The 24202-nt window shown below is 50.4% G+C and carries 33 protein-coding genes and 1 pseudogene; 8 read left to right on the top strand and 26 right to left on the bottom strand.

What is annotated here, in order from left to right:
* Window positions 1-102: 102 nt before the first annotated feature.
* A pseudogene (locus ABJ225_RS22370) lies at window positions 103-231 on the top strand (DUF1272 domain-containing protein); the annotation flags it as partial.
* Window positions 226-828 carry a cysteine hydrolase family protein gene (locus ABJ225_RS12105; RefSeq protein ID WP_481900625.1) on the top strand — a complete coding sequence of 201 codons (603 nt, stop codon included), beginning with the start codon at window positions 226-228 and terminating at the stop codon, window positions 826-828. The pseudogene ABJ225_RS22370 and the gene ABJ225_RS12105, both read left to right, overlap by 6 nt.
* Here ABJ225_RS12105 and ABJ225_RS12100 read toward each other — a convergent pair.
* From ABJ225_RS12100 to ABJ225_RS12090, 3 genes are all read right to left on the bottom strand, one after another.
* The gene (locus ABJ225_RS12100) at window positions 773-1246 is read right to left on the bottom strand and encodes a GNAT family N-acetyltransferase (protein ID WP_347320375.1); all 474 of its coding nucleotides are present in this window, start codon (window positions 1244-1246) and stop codon (window positions 773-775) included. The genes ABJ225_RS12105 and ABJ225_RS12100 overlap by 56 nt on opposite strands.
* Window positions 1233-1667: an HIT family protein gene (locus ABJ225_RS12095; protein ID WP_347320373.1), complete on the bottom strand. Its 435-nt coding sequence runs from the start codon at window positions 1665-1667 to the stop codon at window positions 1233-1235. The genes ABJ225_RS12100 and ABJ225_RS12095 overlap by 14 nt, the downstream gene beginning before the upstream one ends.
* Window positions 1668-1941: 274 nt before the next feature.
* Complete coding sequence (locus ABJ225_RS12090; protein ID WP_218245222.1) at window positions 1942-2868, bottom strand: 1,4-dihydroxy-2-naphthoate polyprenyltransferase; 927 nt, start codon at window positions 2866-2868, stop codon at window positions 1942-1944.
* Window positions 2869-3204: 336 nt separating this feature from the next.
* Here ABJ225_RS12090 and ABJ225_RS12085 point away from each other — a divergent pair, with 336 nt between their 5' ends.
* The 3 genes from ABJ225_RS12085 (at window position 3205) to bcaP (ending at window position 6150) form a co-directional block, all read left to right on the top strand.
* A complete protein-coding gene (locus ABJ225_RS12085) occupies window positions 3205-4203 on the top strand; it encodes a ketoacyl-ACP synthase III (RefSeq protein ID WP_286188110.1) in 999 nt (332 codons plus the stop codon).
* A complete protein-coding gene (locus ABJ225_RS12080; protein WP_079514822.1) occupies window positions 4200-4607 on the top strand; it encodes a 3-hydroxyacyl-ACP dehydratase FabZ family protein in 408 nt (135 codons plus the stop codon). Before ABJ225_RS12085 ends, ABJ225_RS12080 begins: the two co-directional genes overlap by 4 nt.
* Window positions 4608-4779: 172 nt before the next feature.
* Entirely contained in the window at window positions 4780-6150 is a 1371-nt protein-coding gene (gene bcaP, locus ABJ225_RS12075; protein ID WP_347320369.1) for a branched-chain amino acid transporter BcaP, read from the top strand.
* A gap of 38 nt (window positions 6151-6188) precedes the next feature.
* Here the strand turns inward: bcaP and ABJ225_RS12070 are convergent, their stop codons facing one another.
* Genes ABJ225_RS12070 through ABJ225_RS12055 form a run of 4 tightly spaced genes read right to left on the bottom strand, consistent with a single transcriptional unit; the run spans window position 6189 to window position 8386 of the window.
* On the bottom strand, window positions 6189-6314 hold the full coding sequence (locus ABJ225_RS12070; protein WP_347320367.1) for a hypothetical protein: 126 nt from the start codon (window positions 6312-6314) through the stop codon (window positions 6189-6191).
* A gap of 9 nt (window positions 6315-6323) precedes the next feature.
* Window positions 6324-6701 carry a MepB family protein gene (locus ABJ225_RS12065; protein WP_347320365.1) on the bottom strand — a complete coding sequence of 126 codons (378 nt, stop codon included), beginning with the start codon at window positions 6699-6701 and terminating at the stop codon, window positions 6324-6326.
* Window positions 6702-6729: 28 nt separating this feature from the next.
* Window positions 6730-7581 carry a phosphotransferase family protein gene (locus tag ABJ225_RS12060; RefSeq protein ID WP_347320362.1) on the bottom strand — a complete coding sequence of 284 codons (852 nt, stop codon included), beginning with the start codon at window positions 7579-7581 and terminating at the stop codon, window positions 6730-6732.
* Between the two features lie 31 nt (window positions 7582-7612).
* Window positions 7613-8386, bottom strand: a complete 774-nt coding sequence (locus ABJ225_RS12055; RefSeq protein ID WP_347320795.1) for a Cof-type HAD-IIB family hydrolase — start codon at window positions 8384-8386, stop codon at window positions 7613-7615.
* A 220-nt stretch (window positions 8387-8606) separates the two neighbouring features.
* On the opposite strand from ABJ225_RS12055, the gene ABJ225_RS12050 reads away from it, so the two are divergent.
* On the top strand, window positions 8607-8870 hold the full coding sequence (locus ABJ225_RS12050) for a DUF4190 domain-containing protein (RefSeq protein ID WP_053072204.1): 264 nt from the start codon (window positions 8607-8609) through the stop codon (window positions 8868-8870).
* 31 nt (window positions 8871-8901) lie between these two features.
* On the opposite strand, the gene ABJ225_RS12045 is transcribed toward ABJ225_RS12050, so the two are convergent.
* The 15 genes from ABJ225_RS12045 to ABJ225_RS11975 form a co-directional block, all read right to left on the bottom strand.
* Window positions 8902-9603: an ABC transporter permease gene (locus ABJ225_RS12045; protein WP_347320360.1), complete on the bottom strand. Its 702-nt coding sequence runs from the start codon at window positions 9601-9603 to the stop codon at window positions 8902-8904.
* The gene (locus ABJ225_RS12040) at window positions 9596-10504 is read right to left on the bottom strand and encodes an ABC transporter ATP-binding protein (RefSeq protein WP_347320357.1); all 909 of its coding nucleotides are present in this window, start codon (window positions 10502-10504) and stop codon (window positions 9596-9598) included. Before ABJ225_RS12040 ends, ABJ225_RS12045 begins: the two co-directional genes overlap by 8 nt.
* A 134-nt stretch (window positions 10505-10638) precedes the next feature.
* Complete coding sequence (locus ABJ225_RS12035; protein ID WP_056533215.1) at window positions 10639-11370, bottom strand: response regulator transcription factor; 732 nt, start codon at window positions 11368-11370, stop codon at window positions 10639-10641.
* A 5-nt stretch (window positions 11371-11375) separates the two neighbouring features.
* Window positions 11376-12689 carry a sensor histidine kinase gene (locus ABJ225_RS12030; protein ID WP_347320355.1) on the bottom strand — a complete coding sequence of 438 codons (1314 nt, stop codon included), beginning with the start codon at window positions 12687-12689 and terminating at the stop codon, window positions 11376-11378.
* Window positions 12690-12812: 123 nt separating this feature from the next.
* Window positions 12813-13007 (bottom strand): hypothetical protein, encoded by a 195-nt coding sequence (locus ABJ225_RS12025; protein WP_056533209.1) that lies wholly within the window; start codon window positions 13005-13007, stop codon window positions 12813-12815.
* A 12-nt stretch (window positions 13008-13019) separates the two neighbouring features.
* On the bottom strand, window positions 13020-13532 hold the full coding sequence (locus ABJ225_RS12020) for a DNA topology modulation protein (RefSeq protein WP_218245213.1): 513 nt from the start codon (window positions 13530-13532) through the stop codon (window positions 13020-13022).
* A gap of 12 nt (window positions 13533-13544) precedes the next feature.
* Window positions 13545-13805, bottom strand: a complete 261-nt coding sequence (locus tag ABJ225_RS12015; protein WP_142126531.1) for a hypothetical protein — start codon at window positions 13803-13805, stop codon at window positions 13545-13547.
* A gap of 84 nt (window positions 13806-13889) precedes the next feature.
* On the bottom strand, window positions 13890-14696 hold the full coding sequence (locus ABJ225_RS12010) for a PP2C family serine/threonine-protein phosphatase (RefSeq protein ID WP_218245212.1): 807 nt from the start codon (window positions 14694-14696) through the stop codon (window positions 13890-13892).
* Window positions 14689-15132 carry an HIT family protein gene (locus ABJ225_RS12005; RefSeq protein WP_347320352.1) on the bottom strand — a complete coding sequence of 148 codons (444 nt, stop codon included), beginning with the start codon at window positions 15130-15132 and terminating at the stop codon, window positions 14689-14691. The genes ABJ225_RS12010 and ABJ225_RS12005 overlap by 8 nt, the downstream gene beginning before the upstream one ends.
* A 531-nt stretch (window positions 15133-15663) precedes the next feature.
* A complete protein-coding gene (locus ABJ225_RS12000; RefSeq protein ID WP_048006893.1) occupies window positions 15664-15891 on the bottom strand; it encodes a sulfurtransferase TusA family protein in 228 nt (75 codons plus the stop codon).
* Between the two features lie 18 nt (window positions 15892-15909).
* Window positions 15910-17037 (bottom strand): MBL fold metallo-hydrolase, encoded by a 1128-nt coding sequence (locus tag ABJ225_RS11995; RefSeq protein ID WP_218245210.1) that lies wholly within the window; start codon window positions 17035-17037, stop codon window positions 15910-15912.
* 45 nt (window positions 17038-17082) lie between these two features.
* Window positions 17083-17646 (bottom strand): sulfurtransferase TusA family protein, encoded by a 564-nt coding sequence (locus tag ABJ225_RS11990; RefSeq protein ID WP_347320350.1) that lies wholly within the window; start codon window positions 17644-17646, stop codon window positions 17083-17085.
* Between the two features lie 48 nt (window positions 17647-17694).
* On the bottom strand, window positions 17695-17985 hold the full coding sequence (locus ABJ225_RS11985) for a rhodanese-like domain-containing protein (protein ID WP_218245208.1): 291 nt from the start codon (window positions 17983-17985) through the stop codon (window positions 17695-17697).
* A 17-nt stretch (window positions 17986-18002) separates the two neighbouring features.
* Window positions 18003-18482, bottom strand: a complete 480-nt coding sequence (locus ABJ225_RS11980) for a DsrE/DsrF/DrsH-like family protein (RefSeq protein WP_218245207.1) — start codon at window positions 18480-18482, stop codon at window positions 18003-18005.
* A 226-nt stretch (window positions 18483-18708) separates the two neighbouring features.
* The gene (locus tag ABJ225_RS11975) at window positions 18709-19491 is read right to left on the bottom strand and encodes a class I SAM-dependent methyltransferase (RefSeq protein WP_347320347.1); all 783 of its coding nucleotides are present in this window, start codon (window positions 19489-19491) and stop codon (window positions 18709-18711) included.
* Between the two features lie 82 nt (window positions 19492-19573).
* On the opposite strand from ABJ225_RS11975, the gene ABJ225_RS11970 reads away from it, so the two are divergent.
* On the top strand, window positions 19574-19792 hold the full coding sequence (locus ABJ225_RS11970; protein WP_218245205.1) for a hypothetical protein: 219 nt from the start codon (window positions 19574-19576) through the stop codon (window positions 19790-19792).
* An 89-nt stretch (window positions 19793-19881) separates the two neighbouring features.
* Here ABJ225_RS11970 and pdaA read toward each other — a convergent pair whose 3' ends face one another.
* The 4 genes from pdaA to ABJ225_RS11950 form a co-directional block, all read right to left on the bottom strand.
* Window positions 19882-20661 (bottom strand): delta-lactam-biosynthetic de-N-acetylase, encoded by a 780-nt coding sequence (pdaA, locus tag ABJ225_RS11965; protein WP_347320345.1) that lies wholly within the window; start codon window positions 20659-20661, stop codon window positions 19882-19884.
* Between the two features lie 104 nt (window positions 20662-20765).
* Entirely contained in the window at window positions 20766-21329 is a 564-nt protein-coding gene (locus ABJ225_RS11960; RefSeq protein WP_218245203.1) for a DUF4825 domain-containing protein, read from the bottom strand.
* A gap of 23 nt (window positions 21330-21352) precedes the next feature.
* On the bottom strand, window positions 21353-22906 hold the full coding sequence (locus ABJ225_RS11955) for a fumarate hydratase (protein WP_218245633.1): 1554 nt from the start codon (window positions 22904-22906) through the stop codon (window positions 21353-21355).
* A 154-nt stretch (window positions 22907-23060) separates the two neighbouring features.
* Window positions 23061-23324 carry a spore coat protein gene (locus ABJ225_RS11950; protein WP_218245202.1) on the bottom strand — a complete coding sequence of 88 codons (264 nt, stop codon included), beginning with the start codon at window positions 23322-23324 and terminating at the stop codon, window positions 23061-23063.
* Window positions 23325-23493: 169 nt separating this feature from the next.
* On the opposite strand from ABJ225_RS11950, the gene ABJ225_RS11945 reads away from it, so the two are divergent.
* Window positions 23494-24198: a DUF421 domain-containing protein gene (locus ABJ225_RS11945; RefSeq protein ID WP_218245201.1), complete on the top strand. Its 705-nt coding sequence runs from the start codon at window positions 23494-23496 to the stop codon at window positions 24196-24198.
* The last annotated feature ends 4 nt before the right edge of the window (window positions 24199-24202 follow it).

Here is a 24202-nt window from a genome sequence, read left to right as displayed (position 1 = left end):
TTTTTACGGCGTTCCGGCGTTTTTTCCTTCATGATAGCATAGTTCCGCCTATCTTTTTCCAATAAACTGAATACTAGAATCAATGAATAGGAGTGATTGGACATGGAACATTGTTTAGCGTGTGAAAAGAAGATGGATGAGGGAGCATACCATTGCTCCCATGACTGCACCTTTTGCGGTGAATGTACGGAGAGCTTCAAAAACGTCTGCCCGAATTGTGGCGGAATGCTGGTACCGAAAGTGAAGCGGGCCCTGCTCCTCATCGATGTGCAGCAGGCATTCCTGCATCCAAAATGGGGATCACGGAATAACCCCCATGCGGAGGAAGAGATGCTGTTTGTTTTGAATGAATGGAGGCGCCTCGGCTGGGAGGTCATCCACATCCGGCACCGGTCGCTTCATCCGGAGTCCATTTTCCATTCTTCGAAGGAAGGCTTCCGCTTTAAAGAAGGCTTCGACCCGATCCGTGGTGAGACTGTACTGGAGAAAGACGTGAACAGTGCGTTCATCGGCACGGGACTCGAGGAGCACCTCCGACAACTCGATGTCACCGAAGTAGTGATCGTGGGCTTGACGACACCACACTGCATCTCCACGTCGGCAAGGATGAGCGGCAATCTTGGCTTCACGACATTCGTATTATCCGACGCCACGGCTGCCTTTGATCTTGCGGATCCCGAAGGCCTCACCCTGGATGCCTCCCTCGTTCACGACGTATCACTCGCAACCCTTCACGGTGAGTTTGCCACCGTACAAAAGGCAGCCGATTATGTTAAAGCTCTTTTTCCAGACAATAGTGGGGCTTCCCTCCAATGTCCACTTCCTTAAAGGAGTGAAAGCCCTTCTTCATCCAAAATGCCAATCCCGCCTCGTTCGAAGCGTGGACTGCCAATCGGAGGCGGTTCCTGCCGCTTCTCCCGACAAGTGCTTCCAATTCCCCGTACGCTTCATGGGCGACCCCCGTCCCCTGATGGGCACGGTGTACGACGAAGAGGCTGATCCAAGCTTCTGAATCGGTCGGATTATGGAGGCAATAATCAACGACCGCCACGTATCGGCTGTCTTTTTTCACCAAAAGGCGCCTCACTCCCCGGCGTTCGCATTCCTGGAACTCTGATTCCACTTCATCAAACCCGATTATTTCCCGGTCCCTGGCCAGACGGTTGAAAGCGGGGTTGGAATTCATGATCTCCACCTCGGCCTTCATCTTCTTCCGCATCCGACTGTTCGGCTCAAACTCGAGCATGCTGCTCCATCTCTTTGATGACCCGGATCAGCTTCTGGGCAGCCTGAGCAAGATCCTCTTCCTGAGCCGGCTTTCCCTCCTCAGAGAAGAACTCGGCAAAATCCTGTCCTTCAAAACGAGGGATCACGTGCATATGATAATGGTCGAGGTCGTTGAATCTCCCGCCGTTTTGGATGATCGTGATACCATCAGGATCGAACGCTGCCTTTATAGCTTTAGAAAGGAAGCGCGATGCTTCCATGATATCGATGGCCATCTTCGGATCAAGCACCTCCACCTCTTCCGCGTGTTGTTTTGGAAGGATCAAGACATGACCGGGATTGAACGGCATATAGTCAAGGATGCATGTAAGGGTGGCTGTTTCGTACACCACATGGACGTTCTCTTGTGCATTGGCCAGTCTGCAGCCTATACAATTCATGGTCGCTCACTCCTTTTTAGGTTTATTTTACCATATCAACAAGGTAAGACTCTAGAGATCATTTGGAATGAGACAAAACGAAGGAAGGAGAAGCATTTATAATTGCTTTACAGCGGGACTACTCTTTCATGTTTTATACTTGAGGGTAAATTGATGAGTGGAAAAGTAGGTTAGTAAAACCGGACATTAACCAAAGAAAAAATGGAAGTAAATTCTAATTCGGTACATCGCGATAAAACCAAAAAGACGACCCACATTGGAGTCGTCTTTTTGTTCATCGGACGATGAAGTAATTGATGAAGAGTGCCACTGACAGCAGCAATCCGAAGAATGTGTTCGTCTGGGCAGTCGCTTTCATGGCAAGTCCCGAGTGGGCAGGTCCGCCTTTTCCAAGAAAGGATTTGACGGCTTGGACCGGTTTCGGGATGCTCAGGAAGACGAGCAGGACCCACGGGCTGACGGTGCCTGCGATGATGAGGCCGATCAACCACGCATAGGAGACGAAGAACGAGAAGCCGAGGAAGTAGACGGCTTTCTTGTGACCCATGAGGATCGCAAGCGTCTTCCGGCCGCCGATCGTGTCTTCTTCGATGTCGCGGATATTGTTGGACAGGTTGATGGCTCCGACCAGGATCGCGATCGGGATCGAGATCAGGATCGTCGTCAGATCGACGTTTCCTGTCTGGATGAAGAATGCGATCAGAACGAAGGCTGCTCCCATGCTGACGCCTGAGAACAGCTCACCGAATGGCGTGTAGGCAATCGGCAGCGGGCCTCCTGTGTATAGGTAGCCGATGAGCATTCCACCGATTCCGATGGCGGCAAGCCACCAGCTGCTGTTGGCGCAGATATAGATTCCGGCAAGGACCGCCAGCGTATAGCAGGTAAGGGCCATCTGAAGGACCGTCCTCGGCTTCATGCCGTGGCGGACGATGGCGCCCCCGATTCCTACCGAGTCTTCCGTGTCGAGCCCACGTTTGAAATCGTAATATTCATTGAATAAGTTCGTGGCAATCTGCAGACACAGACACGCGAAGAGCATCGCTAGGAACATCCAGACGCTGATGCTCGTCTCGTACATGGCGGAAACAGTTCCGATGAATACCGGGACGAAGGATGCAGTCAGGGTGTGGGGACGGGTCAGCTGCCAAAGGATGCTGGCTTTGCTGGGCGTCTCTATCGTTTGGTGCGATTGTTTCATCTAATCATCCTTTCATGCAAGGTTAAATATACTGCTGTTGGACCCGATTTGTCCAAGCACATGCTTCAGCATGGCAAATAGAAGTTCGCGCCTCATGCGTGACTCCTGGGTCAGGCCTCATTCAGTTATATTTCTCCTTCTCTTCTTATCTTAATCTCTCCGTGATGCTTTCACAAGAGCTCATGGACAAGTAGAGGGCAGGAATTCGACCTTTTTTTCACCCCAGAAAATCCGGGTGATTGAAGAATGCGTCAAAAAGGCGTATAATGGAGAGGATTTAGTACCAGGTCATAATATATGGTGTAAACACAATTCATGAAAAAGGTGGTCCTTCTTTTGAACCAATCACGCGCACGTATCACAGCTATCGGAACGTATGTGCCTGAGAAAAAACTGACAAACGCAGACCTTGAAAAAATGGTGGAAACGACTGACGAATGGATCGTTCAGCGCACCGGCATGCACGAGCGCCGCGTCTCGGCCGATGATCAATTCGCTTCCCATCTTGCTTTCGGGGCCGTCCAGAACCTGATTGACGGGTACGGAAAAGATCTGAGCGACGTCGACTGCATCATCGTGGCCACGACCACGCCAGATCATGCCTTCCCGAGTGTTGCCTGCCTGATCCAGAATCACTTCGATATTCCGGCAACCGGTGCCTTCGATCTGAATGCAACCTGTGCCGGATTCACCTATTCCCTGCATGTGGCCAACAATATGGTATCAAGCGGGATCCATAAAAAAATCCTCGTTGTCGCGTCTGAAACGCTGACGAAGGTGACGGACTATACAGACCGCTCGACCTGCATCCTCTTCGGGGACGCTGCTGCTGCCATGCTCGTCGAGTACGATGAAGAGAATCCAAGCTTCCTTGCGAGCCACATGGGTGCAAACGGCGCAGGCGGAGCCCACGTGTACCGCCGTACATTCGCTCCTACCCTCCACGGACAGGAACTTGATCCATCCGGAAAGATGGTACAGAACGGACGCGAAGTCTATAAGTGGGCAACGCGCACGATCCCAGGCGGCGTAGAAGAGCTTCTGACGAAATCTGGCATCGAGCGGGACAAGCTTGACTGGTTCATCCCTCACAGCGCAAACCTCCGCATGGTGGAGTCAATCTGTGACAAAGCCGGGATCAATGTCGAGAATACACTGACAAGCATGCAGTACTTCGGCAACACTTCTTCTGCTTCGATTCCCCTTGCCATCCACAAAGGGATCAAAGAAGGAAAAGTGAACGATGGCGACACGATGCTTCTGTACGGATTCGGTGGCGGACTTACCCATCTCGGACTCGTATTGAACTGGAGTCCCGACAGTCCAAAGGCGTGAAGGACATACGGAGCATTTTGCCTCACCGGTTCCCCTTCCTCCTGGTCGATGAGATCGTGGAGGTGACAGAAGGAACACGGGCCGTGGGTATGAAGCTCATTTCACAACACGATTGTGAAGGGTCACCCGAAGGAGCCTTGCCCCGCGGGTTCATCCTTGAGGCCATGGCCCAGATGAGCGGAGCCGCTCTCCATTCAGATAAACGGAGCAATGGCCTTGGGATGCTTGCCGGCATCGACAACGGCCGGTTTTACCAGAACGCCTTTGCCGGTGACCGGCTGACTCTTACAATCGACATCACACGGAATAAAGGAAGGATTGTGAAAGGGAGAGGTATGGCGGCCATAGACAGCAGAATCGTCTGTGAAGCCGACCTTCTGTTCTCCTTTCAAACCGTCACATGAGCTCGGAGACAAGCTTATCGCTTGTCTCTTTTTTTATGCCAATCCCCTTACTGAATTGGAAACCAACTATAGATAATAGTAATATTTATATATTTACTTTCAAGACAGTTGACTATACACTATGAAAAGTAATTTATAGAATTGTTTAATAATTCGGTTTTTGGAGGTTACTATGAGCTTATTCAGGAAAAAACTCATCACAGAAAGCAATACAGGCTCTCTCAACCGCGTACTCGGAGCAGTCGATCTGACCATGCTCGGAGTCGGTGCCATCATCGGTACCGGAGTCTTCGTCCTGACGGGCGTGGCATCGGCTAAATATGCAGGTCCAGCACTCATTCTATCGTTCATCATTGCCGGCCTTGCCTGTGTGTTCGCTGCCCTCTGCTATTCAGAGTTCGCCTCCATGATTCCGCAATCAGGGAGCGCCTATACGTACAGCTATGTCGCCTTCGGGGAAATCTTCGCCTGGATCCTCGGATGGGATCTTGTCCTTGAATACGGTCTTGCTTCATCCGCCGTGGCAAGCGGTTGGTCGGGCTACTTCCAGAGCCTTTTGACCGGATTCGGGGTCCATCTTCCTCACGCCTTGACGTCGGCATTCGATCCCGGCAAAGGGACGTATCTTGATCTCTCGGCCGTCATCATCGTCCTTCTCGTCACCCTTCTACTATCACGGGGTGTAAAGGAATCGGCCAAATTCAATTCCATCATGGTCATCGTGAAGGTGGCTGTGGTCCTGCTTTTCATCGCTGTTGGCGTTTGGTACGTGGAGCCTTCCAACTGGCAGCCATTCATGCCATTCGGCTTCTCAGGTGTCGTTTCGGGCGCTGCGGTCGTCGTTTTCGCCTACTTCGGCTTCGATGCGGTATCCACTGCCGCAGAGGAAGTGAAGAACCCACAGCGGAATCTTCCGATCGGCATCATCTCTGCCCTTGTCATCTGTACCGTGATCTATATCGTTGTATCACTGATCCTGACAGGGATCGTACCTTACAGCATGCTGAATGTGAAAGATCCAGTTGCGTTCGCCCTGCAGTTCATCCACCAGGACTGGGCAGCCGGTTTCATTTCCCTTGGCGCCATCGTCGGGATCACCACGGTCCTCATCGTCATGATGTTCGGACAAACCCGTCTATTCTATGCCATGAGCCGTGACGGGCTGCTTCCCCAGAAGCTTTCAAGCGTCAGCCCGAAAACCAAGGTTCCCCTTCCGAGTACATGGACGACCGGGATCCTCGTCGCCCTGTTCGCCGGTCTTGTCCCTCTGGATAAGCTTGCGGAACTGACGAGCATCGGGACCCTGTTCGCGTTTGCCACGGTGTCACTAGGTGTCGCCGTCCTCAGGAAGACGCGTCCGGAGATCAAGCGTGGATTCAAAACACCATGGGTACCGGTCATCCCGGCGCTCGCGGTCATCTTCTGCGTATACCTCATGCTCCAGCTGTCGGCATTCACGTGGAAGGGCTTCGCCGTCTGGCTCGTACTGGGGCTGATCTTCTACTTCAGCTACGGGTACCGCCACAGTAAATTGAATCGATGAGCATAAGAAAAGGGAGCCGTCACAACCGGCTCCCTTTTCTATGTATAATCTTTCCCCAGGTAATGGGAGCGAATCAGGCTCCCATCGACCTCTCCGGACAAATCAATGAAGTACTCCGATTGCCACGCCTGGGTCTTCCTCGCCGTCGGGTTCAATCCGGTCACCCAATCGGGTTAGACCCGCATGGCCATTTTCCCTTTTGAGCTGCCGGTCGTAACGATCCCTTTCAACGCCATCACCTCTTTCGGGAAAACGAACTGTCCTTTCTTTCCTTGGTCCAGGACGGTGATGATGAGTCGATCCGTACATTCCTCCAACGTATATGGACGGTTCCGGTCATCGTCTCCCTTTCTCCAAAAGACGGTGAAATAACCGTTTTTTCTGGGCGTTTTCCTAGCGAGCCTGCTCCTGTAGGTACGATCATCCAGCGTCAGAACAAAGCCTTCATATTCTTGGTTCTGATCTTCCATCGCGATCTCATCCCTATATGGGAGCCCGGCCATCTTCATCGCTGCCATGATCACATCCTTTGATGCCAATACGCCCTTCATGTCCACCCACAACCCTTTTCTGCAGTCTTCACGCAAGACATTCCTTCAGGATCTTCACGTTTCGCTCAAAGAAGTCCCTATTCTTCTCCAGACCCATCCGCTGGGACCAGCCTATAGAATTGAAGGCGTCGGTCATCCGGTAAAAAGGGAGCACGCGGTCAAGGTCGATGAGGGGCCTTACCGAGCGATAGCCTTCTTCAAATGCCTGCCGTGTGCCAGGGAACCGCTGACACACATCCCGCTCGATCTTCGTAAAATCCAGCTCCGTCGAACCGATCCGTACGCTCTCGAAATCAATGATGCCCGCCACATGATCATCACGCACGAGGATATTCCCCGGACGGAAATCCATATGGATGAACGACGGACCATCTGGAGGCGGCAGCTCCTTCCTCATCTCCTCGAATCGAACAAGGGCCAGGTCGAACAATTCAGGGTCTAGCACCTTTTTCGCATCTTCGGCAAACGAGTAGAACTGCGCAGGAAGGAACTCTGTCCACCGGCTGAATTCATCCCGCACGGCACCTCCGTAGTCTTCGGGACCTACCCGGATGGCATGCAGCCTGGCGAGCAGCTCCCCGATCTCCCACGCCAGTTTCTCACTCACCATGCCAGTCGCCGGGACACCATCCAGTGCCTCGAGCACCAGGAACCCGTCCTCATGGAAGGCGACGACTTCCGGTACGGGTAAGTGTCCCTTGAATCGCTCCAGCATCTCCCTCTCCAAACTCAGCTTCTGGACAGAACGGGGTATTTTCAAGAACACCTTTTCCCCCGTCACGAGCTTCACATTATACACCGTTGAACTGAATGACTCTGGCACTTCCTTCACGGAAGCAGCTTTAAGATTGACTTTATCCAACCACTGATGAGCGTTCATGCTCTTCCACCTGCCGTTTCTTCATTGTCTATCAGCAATAGCTGAGACCAATCAACCCAAGCTCCCGAAGGGCAAAAGCGACACCATCTTCCCCGGAAGGCTTGGTGACAAAGTCGGCCACACTCTTCAACTCGGCCCCTGCATTCCCCATGGCGACACCCATTCCGGCCAGCTGAAGCATGTCGATGTCGTTGCCTCCATCTCCAAATGCCATGGTCTCCGAAGGATGGAGTCCAAAATGATGGAGCACCTTCTTCATGGCAATGGATTTCGATACGTCCGTTTCCAACACATTCAAGATGAAGGGATGCCAGCGCCTGAAGGTCAATTCAGGAAATCTGTTATGATAGCGGCCGATAGATTCATCATCCGCAAACAAGCACATGAGATACACCTCTTCTTCCATTTTCTCCACAACCGGCGGATAGTCCTTCAACCCCAATGTTTCAAAGAGTGCAGGCATGGTCCTCCGTTCCTCGATTCCGTTCATACTGAGTGAATCTGTATAGAAGGACAGACCGTGCCCAATCTCCATGGCGAACGAAGAGACAGCCTCTACCGTCGCAGGTGAAAGGACGGATTGAAAGATCACCTCATCGCCATGGGTACCATACCCTCCGTTTGCCGTAATGAACGTCTCGATCCCCAGATCCCGGATCTCCCCGCACATGGAAAGGGGTCTGCCCGTAGCCGCCACCACCCTGATGCCACGGTCCAAAAGCTCCCCTATCGCATCCCTCGTGCTCGAAGGAATACTTCCATCCTCATGATGGGTCAACGTCCCGTCAATATCGAAGAAAATCATTTTGATATCTGTCACTCTCATCATCTCCCAGTCTACCATTTTACCACATTTATACAGTAATTATTTGTATCTTAGTCTCCCACTATTTTATACTGAAAGAAGCAGTGCAGGAGGGTTGGATCTTTTCGTTTTGTTGCCTTCAAATGCAGGATGCGGGCATTATACAAGCCGAAAAAACGTCCCTAACCTGCAAAATATTCAACTGTTTTCGGAGGTTATCATGGAGTCAAACAAAACCAACGCATTGGCCATCACCAGCCTGGTCCTTGGCATCATTGCCATCATCATCCCGCTCATCGGGATTCTCATCGGGATTGCAGCCCTGATCATTGGGATAAAGTCCTTGAACCAGCTCAAGGTCCGCAGTGAAAAAGGCAAGGGAATTGCCATTGCTGGAATCGTCTGTGGAGCAGGCAGTCCTTTCTTTCAGATGATTCTTTTTCTGTTTATCGGAGTCATCAGTTTTTTCAATTCACCACAGTGAAGAAGGACCCGGATCCCCGGGCCCTTCTTTTCTATAGATCTGCTTTTTCAATCCGACGGGACGAAAAAAAGGCGATGCCAAAACCGATGAGGCACATGCCGACAGGAACACCGATGAATTGGAACAAGCTCGTCTGGTTGCTTCCATCAGACACGGTGGCATTGATCAGGAAGCCGATCAGAACCGCACTTGTGATGGTGGTGGCAGTCGACTTTTTCCTCATTCCGAAGAATAAAGGAATAAGAGAAACCCCTCCCATCATGAACGCCATGAGGAGCATGCCGGGGATATCACCCGCTATGTCTCGTAACGTCACTTCATCTGGGAAGATCTCCAACATCGGATTCAGTCCGACTGTCAGGAGGGCAATGACGATGCTGGCGGTCGCCGTGGTGACAAAGCAGAACCCAAATACGACGAGGAGCTTGGCCCTCAGGATTTTCTTTCGCTCGGTGGGATACGTAAAGAGGAGCTGAATCGTCTTATTCCTGAATTCTTCAATCATCACTCTGGACAGGACAACGCTCGTATAGATCATGAACACAATCCGGACGAAGATGCCTGCTAAGGATTCATATGCCTCATAATCGGGGAACATCGCCTCTTTTTCCCCGTTTGACCCGATTCCCATGAGGGCCATCGCGGCAAAGATGAGGATGATGCTGACGAGCACCCCTTTCCAGTACTGAGAAAGCCGGTTCTTCGTCCATTCCAGTTTCATCAGGTTAAGCATGGCGTTTTCCCTCCTTAAGCAGGTTGATGAAGTAGTCTTCGAGATTGCTTTCCTTCCTCTCGATCCTCTCTACCTCCACCCCGCCAACTACGAGAAGTCGGTTCAGCTCATGACGGGACAGGACACTGTTGAACACGATGATGGTCCGATCGTCCACTCGCTCGACCCTTCCCACTTCACTCAGGATCTGACTGGCAGTGCCGGCATCCTTTACTCCTATGATGTAGCCGCTCCTACTTCCCTCCTTCAATTCCTCCATTCTCACCTCACTGATCAGGCGCCCTTCTTGAATGACTCCGATTGTATCGGCAATGGATTCAATTTCCGATACAATATGACTTGAGATAAGGATCGTCATACCCTGTTCCTTAAGCATAAGGAGCAGTTCTCGTACCTCCCTTATGCCGATGGGATCCAATCCATTGATCGGCTCATCAAGGATCAGGATCCGCGGTTGATGGATGATGGCCCTGGCAATGCCAAGGCGTTGTTTCATCCCCAGGGACAGCTCGGAAATGAGCTGATCTTTTGCTCCTTTCAATCCGACCTTTTCCAACATCCGATCCACGCCGTCCTTTATTTCGATTCCCATGTACCGGCAGTGCAGCACCAGGTTCTCCTCCACAGTCAAACGCTCATAGAATACAGGGTATTCTATGATACTCCCGATTTCCTTTAAGTACGCAGATTTGCCGTCCACCACTTCCCCGCTCATGCTGATCGTACCTGCCGTAGGCTTCACAAGATTAAGCATCATCCTCATGATCGTTGTTTTCCCTGCCCCGTTCGGTCCCAAGAACCCGTAAATCTCTCCTGCACGGACTTTCATGCTGACATTTGAGATGATCTCTCTTTTTTTGATTGTCTTTGATACAGCGTTCACTTCAATTGCTAGTGTCATGCCATTCCCTCCAAGCCTCATCTATACTTCTACCTTAAGGGCCGAAAGAGGAATTGACAGCTTCCTTTCATGAATGGTTCTCTGGAGTGCACGAACGGTCAAAAAAAGTATCAGACCGGTCCGATGCTTTCCATTTACTCTTTCCACTTTTCTAGCAATGTCTTTAATAACCTTCGCGATACAAGACACTCAGAGCCGTCAGCTAGGATCACCTTTTTTTCTTTCCGGTCAATCTCTTGAATGGCTTTTACATTCACCACATACGCACGGTGAGTCCGGATCAGACGATGATCCAGGGACTCTATCTCTTTCAAGTCGCCATAGAATTCCATCACCCGCGTGGTCGAAACTAGACGGAGTTTATGTGGTGTGCCCGTAGTTTCAATGTAAAGAAGTTCTCTGAAAGGCACCTGAAAGTTGCTTTGCCCACTTTCATAGCGGAAAGTATCGGTTGGGAGGGCTGCCCCTGCCCTCGATGAAGCAAGAAGCAAACAATCCTGCACACGTTGACGGAACGCTTCATGTCCCAGACTTTTATCGATGAAGTCCACTGCACCGATATGGTACTCGAATGTTTTCATCGCAAGTTCTGAATGGGTCGTAACAAACACAATGGTTCCTAGGGGATCCGATTTGCGGATTTCTTTGGCGACCGCAAACCCCTTCTGCTCCTCATCATCAATCTCAAGATCAAGGAAATAGAGGTTATGAAGCGACGCATTCTTTAGGCTTGATAATACATCCACCGGTCTGGAAGTCGCATGAAAATTAAGATAGGTAATGCCTTCTATCTCGCAGATATCCTTGATCATCCCCGACAACCGCTGTTGCTGAATGATATCATCTTCCAGTAAATAAATATTCATCTACATTACCCCTCTTCTCTTATGGACAGAGACTGAACAAAGGTAGAGCCGTTAACCCTAGTATCCAACGTCGCATATGTGATGTCTTGTAGAATCTGTCGCACGGTGTAAAGCCCCGTGCCCCTGCCTGACCCTTTTGATGATACGTCCTTATTGAAGATGGATGAAAGATCGACGTCCCCTTCTAGTGAATTTTCTATCACCCATACCTGATCCCGCTCCCCTTGAATGATTGCCACAGTCAGTGATTGTTCATGAGTCTCCATCGCTGACTCCACAGCATTGTCAATCAGGATAGAAAGAATCCTGGTGAACGGAATGAGGTCCATTCTTAAACATCTGATCGGTAACAGAATCTCAAGCCTGACATCGATTCCTTGACGCTGAGCAATCAGTAGTTTTGATGCGAGGATACTCTTAATTTCAGGAACATGAAGGTTCTTCAACTTAACAAGGCTGTGCTCGTTTCCTTGCATCCGGTCCCCGGTCGGCTTAACCGTTTGATCGAAAACCAGCCGGACCTGATCCATATCACCCGCTCGTATACCGGATGCAAGTGTCAGGAGAATATTCACGTAGTCATGACGGAATCCTCTGATTTCGTCGTAGAGCAACTCAAGCTGCGAGGTATAATCCTGAAGTTGATTCAGCTGTTCTTCCTTTGCCTTATTCAACTGCTTTCGCTGGATATGCCGGTATTGAAAGACGAAATAGCCGAAAGCCACGAGTATCAGCATGCCCATTCCATAAAGAAGCTTTTCCAATAGGAGATTGCCACTGCTTTCGCCTTGTACCAGAGTTAGGATTACATAGACCACCACGACCACTAGAAGCAATAATACCGTCACAGGAAGCAGCATCACTGAGCTGAAACGTTCCACTTCCTCCTTTCTTACTTTATCCATGTATCCACCCATAAGAAGTAAGATCCCTGCATTTAGAAGCGGAGGCGAAAGCGCAGTCAACAGATACACCAGATAATCCAGATTCGCCGTCGACCCCTGGAAGCCGAACCCAATTATCCACTCTATGAGATCTGCGAATAAAAAGCCTAGGAAGGAGTTCATCACGAGGGCATATGCCGCATAAAAAATGCCTAATGCAGTCAATCTGTCTTCTTTACGGAAGGATATCCAAATCAGCAGCCCGAATACCGACAGAGCTCCCCATACCCCAACAAAATAGGAAAAAAGCTGTCCCATCACGACGACAGCTAAAGAGTAGCCTGTGTACTCCCATTTACTGAACGAATAACGGGACACAGCAGTAAAGATTACAAAGAAACTAATAAGCTGGATGGTACTAACAAGAATATACATGATGTCTCCTACTCTTTGCGTTTGTTAATCCAGTAATGATTCGATCGAAAGAAACACTAAACGCACCCCACAAACCTGGGGAAATGTTATGTATGATGAGACCTTAAAATACAAGAACAAGTTCTAAGATCGAGCGACTCTTGCTGAACCGATCACACTGATCAGCAGGTAATAAATCCCCAAAATGGCAAGACCATCGGTAAGCACTACCCCAATATCTGTACGTTTGATTCCCCATCTCCACAGAAGCGTACTTACAAAAAAGATGAGGGGGATGACCAGGAAGTAACCGACGAACGTTAGTTTTTGATTCTTCATGGTGATACCTCCTTATGCATTTTGGGCATTCTCCAGGAAGGTCCGGACTTCCTTTGGATTCTTCAGATGAATGATGGTTTTCTCCCCACTGTAGGCTGCAAGCTTTTGAAGGATGCCCGGCCGCTTCTCCTTCGGGTACTGCCAGATCCACTTGAGGAAGGTCAGGTCCAATCGCTCCTCGCAGCCTACCCTCATATCGGGGCGGGACTTCCCGCAATAGCGGAGCATACGCTTCATGACCCGGTAGCTGCAACGCCATCTCGATAGATCCAGGAAGATGATCGTATCTGCCGCATCCATGCGTAACTCCATCGTGGAGCCGTAATTTCCGTCAATGATCCATCTCTCTTCGCTAATGAGCTTCCGTTGGATTCCCTTTACTTCTTCCCGTTCGACGGGAACCCAGCCCGGCTTCCACAAGAGCTGGTCCAAATGCCATACAGGAAGATCCACTGCTTCCCCAAGCCGGGTCGCTAGCGTCGATTTCCCCGAACCACCCGAACCGATCAACACCACCTTCTTCATGCCGTGCACCTTCTAAAAGAACAACCAGGCTCCTAAAACAAAGTAAGCAATCGTCAATAAAAACGCCGGCACCGAAAGGAGAAACTTCGTTCGGTAGCGTAGACCTTTAAAAGGACGATACAGCTTCACCACCACCAACATAACAACGAACAGAGCCAAGAGCGAAACCAAGATGGCGGTCGCATCCACTATTGTGAACGGTGGGGTCAAGTATGGATCAAGATAATAGTTCATGATGACAATGACGGTAAATAGCAGACTCTGATAAAACATATACCGTATGTAAAGCATAACGTCCTCTTTCTTATCTGTTGTAAATTCCCATATTATTGTAACATAGGGGCGAATCGGGGGACATCATGGTTTTCTCAAATTCCCCGGCCACGTGGCCTCACAACGGTTATCCAGCCTCCATGCCACAATCGTCGTGCTATCCCTCACGCCGTTTTCTTCGATCGTGTGGAGAAGATCTGCCACTCCTTCCTCCACCGATTTTTCTTTCAACGCAGCAAAGATTTCTTTACCTCCGGGGTACGGATCTCCCGGACATTCCAGAAGCCCATCCGTCGTCATGAAGATGGTGTTCGTCCCTTCCCGCAGCTCCCTTACACCTGTGCCGTAGCACGGGATTTCCCCATGGAACGAGCTTGCCTTGCCAATCCATTCGTAAAAATGGCGCTGATTCAGATTGTACTGCCCGTGGGCGGCAAGTTCGGGATGATGGAGCATGGCCACGCAGTCCCCTATCGAGAACCACCAGAGGACGTTTTCTTTCCTGCATACCAATAAGATAGCGGTCTCTCCCTGCACTTCCTGACAGCGGGCAAGGAATCCAGGTTCCCTGAATATATCCAGAATGCAGGCCTGCAACGAATCGAACACCTCGCCAACCGGCTGCCTCAGGATGGATTGAATCCGCTCTTTCTCCCCTTCCAGCGTCTCGACGACCAGGGATGCGCTCTCAGCCGTCTGATGGGCATCAAGGATGGCGGCGAATTCCCACTCCCCCTCTTCTACCCATAAGAGAGCGGCATCCTCATTCTTGTTTGCACCTGCCCCGGAATTTCCCCCGAAGCGCCCCACCACTATCCCATTCGGAAAAGTGAGGACATTCTTCTCATCTACCTTTGTATCATCGCTTCCAACCCAGCTCCACTCACGCATATGATTCCATCCTTTCTTTCAACCGCATGCACAATGACACGATTTCTTCTTCCCCGACCATGGGCGCCTTCTCCCAATCGTATACGTCCATGGGTCCCCAGTGCTCTTCAGGAGTCCCTGGGTATCTGGCCACAAGATGCATATGAAGATGAGGGACCGAATTCCCGGACACAAGAGCATAGACATGCTCCGCTCCTTCACTCTCCGTCAGCGCCCGGCTCACGTGCGACATAGCGATGCCGAATGCAGCGGCTTCCTCGCCCGTCATATCCGCCATGCCCGGCACATGCCGTTTCAAGTCGATCATCACATGTCCCGCATAGTTCGGTTTCCCCTTGCGATCGATGTGACCGACATACACCCATTCATTCTCATAAATCGTCGTTCCGGCGGTCTTGATGATGCTTCTATGTTTATCACAGATGAAACATGACACGGCCTTCTCCCCCTTTTTGGATAGCAAAAAGCCCCGTCCTCTCGGAAAGAGACGACGGGGCCGTGGTACCACTCTTATTGGTCTCCCGAACAGGAAACCGCTCTGGACCCGATGACGGTGGTCGACCGGATGGACATTCCCTTCCATCCGCTCCCAGGCGAGTTGGGGACGGGAATGGCTGTCTTGCAGCGGACGACAGCTCTCTTGGCAGACCCTGATCCTTATTACTCCTGTTCATGGCGTTTACAAATGTTAAAGTTTTCTAATAGTGTAAGTATATTGTCGGGTGGCGTCAATCTTTTTTTGAAAGGGCCGTTCCTTTCCGCTGCGGTCGACCGCTTTCCTCGGGGCGTGCGGTGAGCCGCCTCGGCTTCGCCTCCAGGGTCTCCCCTGCCCGCTATTCCCGAAGGAGTCGGCCGACCTCCGCTGCAATCCACTCTATTCTTCATTCTATTTGATCCACTCAAATTCCCTCATCAAGCTCCCTTACAAATAAAAAAGGAAGGGATATCCCCTTCCTTTCAACATTCATTATCCTTTTTTGATCCAGAACTTCAATACATCTCCGTCTTCTTCATGCTTCACAAGCTCATGACCGCCAGATTTGGCCCATGCGGTGAGGTCGCTTTTGGCACCTTTATCTGTTGCATGGATCTCCAGTACTTCACCTGACTCGATCGTGTTCATTTCCTTTTTTGTCCTGACGATCGGCATCGGGCATGCCAATCCTTTTGCGTCTAGTACTTTTACTGATTCCATTGTCTATTCCTCCTTGGTTTAGCGGACCGCACAGCGGTTTAGTCCGATTTCCATTTCTCGTTGGGTTTCTTCATCGGGGGAGATTTTCCCCATATTGGTTTCACGGATTTCCTGATACGCATTCGGCTGCGGAGGCAGATTCTCGGTTACGAGCTTTCTGAATTCCCCTTCATCTTCAATGTTGAGACCATGGTTTTCTTTCAGAAGCTCTCCAAGGCTGCGTGCAACGGTTCCATCCTCGTTCAGCTCCTCGATCACCATGAAGTGAGCCGGTAGGACGATCAGATCATCCTGTAATTTGTGGTAGCGTGTGTAGAGGCTTTCCCTCAGATCCCCTACCCAGTCTTCGGCCATTCCGGCAAGATCCGGGCGTCCGATGGAGTCGATGAACAGGATATCCCCGGATAGGAGATAGCGTGCATCGATGATGAACGAGGTGGAGCCGATCGTGTGACCTGGTGTGTATAGGGCCTGGATGTCGATGGTGGACGTTCCGATCGTCACCGAGTTTCCGTCTTCGAGTTTATTGTAGTCGAAGGTGACTTCCGTTGCGTCCTTCGGCGGCAGCCAGTAGGATCCGCCTGCTTGTTCCGCCAACATCCTCCCACCGGAAATATGGTCTGCGTGAAGATGCGTATCGAAGACATGCTTGATCTCCGCTCCTTTTTCGCCGGCAAATGCCGTGTAGGCGGAGGTCATGCGCGTGGCATCGATGACCGCTGCTTCCCCTCCGGACAGAACCATGTAGGACAGGCAGCCTTTGCCGAGACGGACGAATTGATAAAGCTCTCCCCCGTCTGCAAGGTCACCGACTTTCACCGGTTCGAGATGCTCACTCCATGCCTTCATGCCCCCGCTGAGATACGATACTTCAAGACCTTCTTCTGAAAGCATCTCAGCCACCATGATCGAGGATCCTTCCTTGGCGCAGACGACAAGGATGTCCTGATCCTCCGGAAGCTGGTCCATGATATCTTCCACACCGTCCAGCAGGTCAAAATAAGGAACGTTCAGATAGGTGAAATTCTTCCCTTCCACTTTCCAGTCCTGAAAGGCGTCTTCGTTCCGGACGTCGAGAATGAAAAGTGTTTCCTGATCCATGACTTTTTGTGCGACTTCTTTGCTGCTCATTACATTGACTGACACGTTGATTCCCTCCTGTTTGATATCCTTCTTAGACTTCCTGCTATCTTAATGGTTCGATTCCGTGTTTCCCTTCCACTCACTCATGCCCGGTACGATGTTGGTGACGTTGGTGAATCCCTTGGCGGCAAGCTTTTGAGCGGCCATGTCGCTGCGGTTCCCTGTGCGGCAAACTACGTAAATGGCTGTTTCTTTCTGTAGTTCCTGAAGGCGCGATTCCAGTTCCCCCATCGGAATGGATACAGCACCCGGGATATGATTGAAGGCATACTCTGCCGCTTCACGCACATCAAGGATGGTGATATCTTCTGATGCATCCATCTTAGCCTGAAGGTCTTCGTTGCTCGCAACGGTCTCGTACGAGCGCTCCACCGCATCCTGATCGGATGATTTGCGCAGATAATGCTTCAGTACATCGCCTTCTTCAATCAGGCCAAGATATTGGTGCCCTGTGCTTTTTGCCCAGGCTTCAAGGTCAGCCTTCGATCCTTTATCTGTAGCCTGGACCTCCAACACTTCACCGGCACTAATATCCTTCATGACCTTTTTCGTTTTGACGATTGGCATCGGACACACGAGGCCCTTTGCGTCAAGTAGTTGATCGGTTTTCATGATGAATCCTCCTTTTACCTGTATGGGTATAGAACTCTTCAAAAAAATTTATTCTGTCTTTCCTTCCCAGGCCATCATACCGCCTGTCATGTTCACCACGCTGTATCCGTGACTATCAAGGAGCTGACATGCGCGACCGCTTCGTCCGCCTGAGTGGCACACCATGTAGTACTCTTTTGAACGATCAAGCTCATGCATGCGGAACTCCAATAATCCAAGTGGAATGTGGATCGCTCCAGGGATCTTCCCTTCCTTCACTTCGTCTACTTCCCTGACGTCGATGATATGGAAATCTTCGTTCAGTTTCGCTTCAAGTTCTTTCGGCATGATCTCTTTCATGTTGACTCCCTCCCAGTTTAAATGAATAGATTGACGTTTCCTTCTTCAGCATCTCCGAGATACGCGGCCACACCGGCATATTCGATCTGATCCAACAATTCTTCCTTTTGTAGCCCCAAGAGGTCCATGGTCATCGTACAAGCGATCAATTTCACATCCTGTTCCTGAGCCATATCAATCAGATCTGGGAGCGGCATGGCATTATGCTTTTTGATGACATGTTGGATCATCTTCTTACCAGCCCCACCGAAATTCATCTTGGATAGCCCCATGCGGTCGGCACCCTTCGGCATCATCTTCCCGAACATCTTTTCAAGGAATCCTTTTTTTACATGGATATCTGAACCCTTCCGAAGGGCGTTCAATCCCCAGAACGTATGGAAAATCCTCACCTCATGGTCGTATGCTGCTGCTCCATTGGCAATGATATATGCCGCCATGGCTTTATCGTAATCACCGCTGAAAAGCACGATTGTTGTCTTTTTTCTCTCTGACATTCAAATTCCTCCTCCAAAATACTTATAGGGGTATATTTCAAGGCGTAAAATGACCATGATAGCTCATCTCTTTCGCCGCTGTTTTAACCTTACGAGTTACATCTTATACCCAACAGGGTATTAGTGTCAACAAAAAATGTGCAAAGAAAATGGAATGGCGCATGGTGGCGCATTGGGACGGTTCTCATGCGTCAAAAAAGTGACGCATCGGAACCGTCCCTATGCGTCACTTTCTTGCTATTTTCATGCTGAGGGTCGCGGGTTCCGTGAAGGGAGCGAGACCTTCGAGGGCGAGTTTGACTTCTTGCTCGAATGGGATGATATTGTCGCCGAGGAAGCGTTTCGCTCCGTAGGAAGTGGAGTACAGGTTCCCGAGGATCGACTCGATCGTCCATTGGATCGTATAGGGTGGAAGGGTGATTTCTTCATAGGTGAAGCGGGAACGCCGGATGATGGTTTCATGACGCTCGACGGGATGGGTGTACGTTGAATCTCCTGCTCTCCGCTCCTGTCCATACCATTTCCTGATGATTCCGTCCAGCACCTCCTGCCACCGCTCGAGCTTCCGATCAGGCTCATAGTTGTCGATGATAGCGATACCCCCTCCCGCTTCTACACGGTCATACAGGTCCTCCAAAATCGCATCACGATCCATCCAGTGGAAGGCTTTTGCGATGGTGACCAGTTTGAATCGATGAGGGTTTGTCATCTTATACTCGGCCCAAGTGCCCGCGAACCATTCCACTTGCCCATTCCGGATCATCCCATGAATCCGCTCCGCTTCCTGGATCATCTCAGACTCTGTATCGATTCCAACCGTCCTCTCTGCCCAATCGGCGAGTCTCATCGTCAGAGTACCGGGTCCACAGCCAAGATCCAGGATGTTCCCTTCCCCGTCCAGGGAAAATTCGTCGATGAGGGTGCGGATCAGCATCGACGGGTACACCGGGCGGTATGCTGCATAGTAGCCCGCTGCTCCCTTAAATAAATTGTTTCCGTATGTCGGCATGTTTTTTCTCCTTTTCATCTTGTGTGTACGCCAAGAATATTTTACCATATATGTACTATGCACTTTTCAGGAGGCACATCTTATGCGCAAGTGGGTGGAGCGGCTGATCTACTTTGTTTTCACATTTTTTATTTTCCGTGTGTTCTTGTACGTCTTTCAATATACATTTGAAAAATGGGTGCCTTTGACACCAGAGTGGGATGTAATCACGGTTTTCATCTTGCTGCCCTTCATGATCATTGCATCTTTCATCATCTCGGCATTCGCGTTCCGCTATGCCTTTGATCGGCGTAATGCCTAGGGACGGCTCCTGTGCGCCCAAAAATGACGCATCGGAACCGTCACCATGCGCCAAAAAGCGAAGGACCCGTCTGTTCCTTCGCTTTTTTCTTATTGCTTTTTCATCATGGGGTGCTCGTCGAGACTTTTGAAGGTATATCCCCGCTTTTTCAAGTCCTGAATGGATTTCTCCATGGCATCGGCATTGTCCTGTGATACGGAATGAAGAAGGATAATGGCTCCGGGATGGGCCTGATTCATCAGGTTGTTGTAGGAATACTGCCATCCTTTTTGCTGATCGGTCTTCCAGTCGACGAAGGCCACTGACCAGAATACGTGGGTATACCCTTCCTTCTTGGCAATATCCAGGGTGCGGCCACTGAAGACGCCCCGCGGTGGACGGATATACTTCATTTCTTTTTGTCCTGTCAGTTCGGCGGTCTTCTCCTTCACCTTCTTCATTTCTTCCCTGATCTTTTCATCGCTCGTTTGAGTGAAGTCGGGGTGGTGCCAGGAGTGGTTTCCGATGATATGGCCTTCTTTGACCATCCGTTTGACAAGGTCTTCTGCGCTGAGGAGGTAATGCCCGGTGACGAAGAATGTCGCTGGTACCTTCTCGCGTTTCAGTACGTCTAGGATCTTCTTCGTATGGCCATTTTCGTAGCCATTGTCAAAGGTCAGGTACAAGACCTTCTCGTCCGGATTTCCTTTATAGAAGGCACCGTAGTCGGAGAGAAGTTTGTCATACTGCGCCCCAGCCTCGGCGGGCACTTCATTCTTGCTCTTTTGGAAGCCCCACCCGATCGATTGGTTGGAAACGGCTGCTGCGCCGGACGGGAATACAAGTGTCAGCATTACGGCAAGCATCATTACTTTTATGAAATGGATCATGTGGAATCCCTTCTTTCAGCAAAATCTATCCCTATTAGTGTTTGAGAAAGAAGGACCTTTATGAGTACTAAAACTATCCAAAAAGGGAGCCCCTTGAGGCTCCCTTACTCTTCAAAGTATGTGTGGTAATTCGTCGCCATCTCCGTCAGTTTCCCTTTATGATCGTCGATGAAAGTAGAAACCGTTTTTTCATCCCATTGTGCATCACCCTGGGGGAAACGTTTGAATTCCTTGGATAGGGCAGCGGTGAGCTGTTCCCTTGGAATGGCCAATTCCTCATCAGTGACCGTGAAACGGTATTCCTTCGCATTCGGCACGAGGAGGGCGAGGTAGAGTGCATTAAAATATAACTTTTTGCGATCCAGCCTGTTTCCATTGAACCAGAACTTTTGGAAGGCAGATTCTGAGATCGATTTCGCCCCGTCGTCATAAGTGACATGTAGCTTTTCCCCGGTCAGATCAAGCTCCCCCATCGTTTCACCGCCGGGGAGCAGCCTGACGATGGCACTTACGTCGGAATTATCCCCCACGTAGGTCCCACTGTATGCTTTGAGCTCCTTCAGATTGGTATGCTCGATCGTCGTGATCTTCTCCTCGGGCTTAACCTGCGAACAAGCGCCCAGGAGAAGGACCGCGATGAAAACGATGAGAGTGATTTTGCTTTTCATGATCATGACCCCTTTGGTGCGATTTATTTAAATACCGGCTCCTTGAATTTCGCCAGTTTTTCAAGTGAGGATTTGTCGACTTCTTCGTGCAGGCTGTTTCCGTGAGAGTCCATGGTTACAACGGCCGTGAAGCCTTCGACATTCAGGTGCCACATCGCTTCAGGGATTCCGAACTGCATGAGGTCCACTCCATCCACGCCTTTGATACAATCGGCATAGTACTGTGCCGCTCCGCCGATGGCGTTCAGATAGACACCGCCGTGATCTTTAAGGGCAGCGAGCGTTTTTGGCCCCATGCCGCCTTTTCCGATGACAGCACGGATACCGAAGCGCTTCATGATATCCCCTTGATACGGCTCTTCACGGATGGAGGTGGTCGGCCCTGCGGCCTTCACGTGCCAGTTGCCTTCCTCATCCTTCAGCATGACAGGTCCACAGTGATAGATGATCTGTCCATCGAGATCAACCGGTGCATCGTTGTCGCTCAAATGCTTGTGGATCGCATCGCGGCCCGTGTACATGCGTCCGTTGATCTGCACAACGTCCCCGACCTTCAATCCGCGTATCTTTTCTTCTGTGATCGGCGCTTCGAGGACGACGACATTTTGCCCGTCTTCCTTCGCTGCGGCGGTTTCAAGCTCCGCTTCTGTACCCTGCGTCAGGTCCAGCTTTTCGCCTTCCTGATAGAACCACTCATCGATGCTTCCAGTCTGAGGATCGAGCCTCACGCCGAGACGGCGGAATGCCCAGCAGTTATAGGCGACTGACACGAAGAAGCTTGCAGGGATCCGGTTCATGACGCCCGCTTTGCATCCAAGCAGGGTCGTTTCACCACCGAAGCCCATCGTTCCGATCCCGAGTTCGTTTGCGTGCTCCATCACATAGTCTTCCAATTTGCGCAGATCTTCATTCGGATTCACATCATCCACGGAGCGGAAAAGCTGTTCTTTCGCAAGATCGTATCCAGACGAACGGTCCCCGCCGATACCGACACCGATGAACCCGGCGCTGCAGCCTTGTCCCTGAGCCTGGTACACGGAGTGCATCACGCATTTGCGGATGCCGTCAAGATCACGTCCGGCACGGCCGAGTCCGTCCAATTCACACGGTAGGCTGTACTGTATGTTCTTATTCTCACAGCCGCCACCCTTCAGGATGAGGCGCGCATCGATATAATCCTTTTCCCACTGATCGAATTTGATGACAGGCGTTCCGAGACCAAGATTATCCCCGCTGTTATCGCCTGTAAGGGAATCCACTGAATTCGGGCGAAGCTTCCCGTCTTTCGTCGCCTGCACCATGGCTGCATAGATGGCTTCTTTGATCTCAAGCTGATTGACCCCGACCGGCGTCTTGATCTTGAATGTCGGCAGACCGGTATCCTGACAGATCGGAGATACATTGTCATCAGCCATCTTCACGTTATTGGAAATCGTATCAAGACTCATCGCTGCCCGCGTGCCCGCATTCTCACGCTCTTTGGCAGAGGCGATTGCCCTCCGTACATCCTTTGGCAGGTTCGTTGAAGTCTCTACGATCAAATCATACATGCTTTGTTGCAGTGTCTCTTTATTCATCGTGTTCCCTTCCCCCTCGTGATTCAGAATTTTCACCATTATTATACTCCTATAGGGAAGTGATTGAAAGGGATTTCACAAAGGAACTCCAGGACTGGGAAAAAGATCCCCTTCCACCCGATAATGGATGAACGCGGATCTTTTTCAGTATTGATCAGTAATAATAGGGGCCATATCCATAATACGGTGGTGGATATCCGTAACCATACCCATATCCGTATCCCGGAGTTAACAAAGACGCACCGAGCAATCCACCTGCCAGGCCACCGATGAACGGTCCACCCCAGAATGGGCGTCCGAATCCAAATCCTGGACGACCAAAGCCGAATCCCGGCCTACCGAATCCACCACCGAAACCTGGGCGATAGCGCTCGTCAAATCCGTGTTGTATATACGTTGGTTGTTGTTCGTATTGCATAGAAGCATTCCTCCTCTGTTTCTCACAGTGGCATCTTATGCTTCCCCACCGAAATGTGTTTGGGCGCTTATCATCCTTTTCATGATGAATGTCCATGCCGGCTATCGTACTCCAGAATGAAACCGGTCATTATTGGTCATAAAGAGTAATGACCAGAGGAGGAAAAAAGATGGAAGGCATTTTGATTACATTGTTAAGAACATTCATCAGTTTCATGATTCTTGCTGTTGTGACATTTATCATCGGCAAGCACATCAATTCGCACAAAAACCACTATAGTTTTGCCCTTTCTGTTACCATCGGTGCCTCGATCGCCAATATGGGCTTCGATACGAACCTTCGCTTTATTGAAATGTTCATTTCATTTTGGGCTCTGATCGGTCTTTATTATATGTTGATGGTGCTTTCTTCGAACAGCAGAAAGCTGAGGAGATGGATATCAGGACGGCCGACGGTGTTCATCGAGAATGGAAAGATTTTGGATCACAATATGCAGAAAACCAAGTTCTCCTTGGATGACTTGAACCAGCTCCTTCGGGAAAAGGAGGTTTTCGATATCACACAGGTGGAGTATGCCGTTCTTGAAGTGAGCGGTCAGCTGTCTATCCTCAAAAAGGAAGCCTTCCAGCCGACAACGAAGAGTGACCTCTCCCTATCCTCCACTCCCAGTGCCCTACCCGTCGAGGTGATCATGGAGGGCGAAATCATCCTGAAGGATACGGACCCCACGTATACGAAAGAGTGGATCCTGCAGCAGTGCAGGAACCGCGGTCTTGAGATAAGCGACGTCTATTTCGCTGTAATCAACAGCAAGGGGAACCTGTTTATTGACGCATACGATGATCACATTGTCAGTCCTACCGATATTGAATAATCCT

This window comes from Rossellomorea sp. RS05, assembly GCF_039822645.1.
In the GTDB taxonomy this organism is placed as follows: domain Bacteria; phylum Bacillota; class Bacilli; order Bacillales; family Bacillaceae_B; genus Rossellomorea; species Rossellomorea marisflavi_B.
The sequence above is the reverse complement of the archived record's forward strand: the minus strand, read 5'-3'. Positions and strand labels throughout refer to the sequence as shown.

Bases quoted from the DNA above. Each gene is read 5' to 3' on its own strand.
- ABJ225_RS12105 (WP_481900625.1), top strand. From the start codon at position 226: ATGCTGGTACCGAAAGTGAAGCGGGCCCTGCTCCTCATCGATGTGCAG.
- ABJ225_RS12100 (WP_347320375.1), bottom strand. From the start codon at position 1,246: ATGCTCGAGTTTGAGCCGAACAGTCGGATGCGGAAGAAGATGAAGGCC.
- ABJ225_RS12095 (WP_347320373.1), bottom strand. From the start codon at position 1,667: ATGAATTGTATAGGCTGCAGACTGGCCAATGCACAAGAGAACGTCCAT.
- ABJ225_RS12090 (WP_218245222.1), bottom strand. From the start codon at position 2,868: ATGAAACAATCGCACCAAACGATAGAGACGCCCAGCAAAGCCAGCATC.
- bcaP (WP_347320369.1), top strand. From the start codon at position 4,780: ATGAGCTTATTCAGGAAAAAACTCATCACAGAAAGCAATACAGGCTCT.
- ABJ225_RS12065 (WP_347320365.1), bottom strand. From the start codon at position 6,701: ATGAAGGGCGTATTGGCATCAAAGGATGTGATCATGGCAGCGATGAAG.
- ABJ225_RS12060 (WP_347320362.1), bottom strand. From the start codon at position 7,581: ATGAACGCTCATCAGTGGTTGGATAAAGTCAATCTTAAAGCTGCTTCC.
- ABJ225_RS12055 (WP_347320795.1), bottom strand. From the start codon at position 8,386: ATGATTTTCTTCGATATTGACGGGACGTTGACCCATCATGAGGATGGA.
- ABJ225_RS12050 (WP_053072204.1), top strand. From the start codon at position 8,607: ATGGAGTCAAACAAAACCAACGCATTGGCCATCACCAGCCTGGTCCTT.
- ABJ225_RS12045 (WP_347320360.1), bottom strand. From the start codon at position 9,603: ATGCTTAACCTGATGAAACTGGAATGGACGAAGAACCGGCTTTCTCAG.
- ABJ225_RS12040 (WP_347320357.1), bottom strand. From the start codon at position 10,504: ATGACACTAGCAATTGAAGTGAACGCTGTATCAAAGACAATCAAAAAA.
- ABJ225_RS12035 (WP_056533215.1), bottom strand. From the start codon at position 11,370: ATGAATATTTATTTACTGGAAGATGATATCATTCAGCAACAGCGGTTG.
- ABJ225_RS12030 (WP_347320355.1), bottom strand. From the start codon at position 12,689: ATGTATATTCTTGTTAGTACCATCCAGCTTATTAGTTTCTTTGTAATC.
- ABJ225_RS12025 (WP_056533209.1), bottom strand. From the start codon at position 13,007: ATGAAGAATCAAAAACTAACGTTCGTCGGTTACTTCCTGGTCATCCCC.
- ABJ225_RS12020 (WP_218245213.1), bottom strand. From the start codon at position 13,532: ATGAAGAAGGTGGTGTTGATCGGTTCGGGTGGTTCGGGGAAATCGACG.
- ABJ225_RS12015 (WP_142126531.1), bottom strand. From the start codon at position 13,805: ATGTTTTATCAGAGTCTGCTATTTACCGTCATTGTCATCATGAACTAT.
- ABJ225_RS12010 (WP_218245212.1), bottom strand. From the start codon at position 14,696: ATGCGTGAGTGGAGCTGGGTTGGAAGCGATGATACAAAGGTAGATGAG.
- ABJ225_RS12000 (WP_048006893.1), bottom strand. From the start codon at position 15,891: ATGGAATCAGTAAAAGTACTAGACGCAAAAGGATTGGCATGCCCGATG.
- ABJ225_RS11990 (WP_347320350.1), bottom strand. From the start codon at position 17,646: ATGAAAACCGATCAACTACTTGACGCAAAGGGCCTCGTGTGTCCGATG.
- ABJ225_RS11985 (WP_218245208.1), bottom strand. From the start codon at position 17,985: ATGAAAGAGATCATGCCGAAAGAACTTGAAGCGAAACTGAACGAAGAT.
- ABJ225_RS11980 (WP_218245207.1), bottom strand. From the start codon at position 18,482: ATGTCAGAGAGAAAAAAGACAACAATCGTGCTTTTCAGCGGTGATTAC.
- ABJ225_RS11975 (WP_347320347.1), bottom strand. From the start codon at position 19,491: ATGCCGACATACGGAAACAATTTATTTAAGGGAGCAGCGGGCTACTAT.
- ABJ225_RS11970 (WP_218245205.1), top strand. From the start codon at position 19,574: ATGCGCAAGTGGGTGGAGCGGCTGATCTACTTTGTTTTCACATTTTTT.
- pdaA (WP_347320345.1), bottom strand. From the start codon at position 20,661: ATGATCCATTTCATAAAAGTAATGATGCTTGCCGTAATGCTGACACTT.
- ABJ225_RS11960 (WP_218245203.1), bottom strand. From the start codon at position 21,329: ATGAAAAGCAAAATCACTCTCATCGTTTTCATCGCGGTCCTTCTCCTG.
- ABJ225_RS11955 (WP_218245633.1), bottom strand. From the start codon at position 22,906: ATGAATAAAGAGACACTGCAACAAAGCATGTATGATTTGATCGTAGAG.
- ABJ225_RS11950 (WP_218245202.1), bottom strand. From the start codon at position 23,324: ATGCAATACGAACAACAACCAACGTATATACAACACGGATTTGACGAG.
- ABJ225_RS11945 (WP_218245201.1), top strand. From the start codon at position 23,494: ATGGAAGGCATTTTGATTACATTGTTAAGAACATTCATCAGTTTCATG.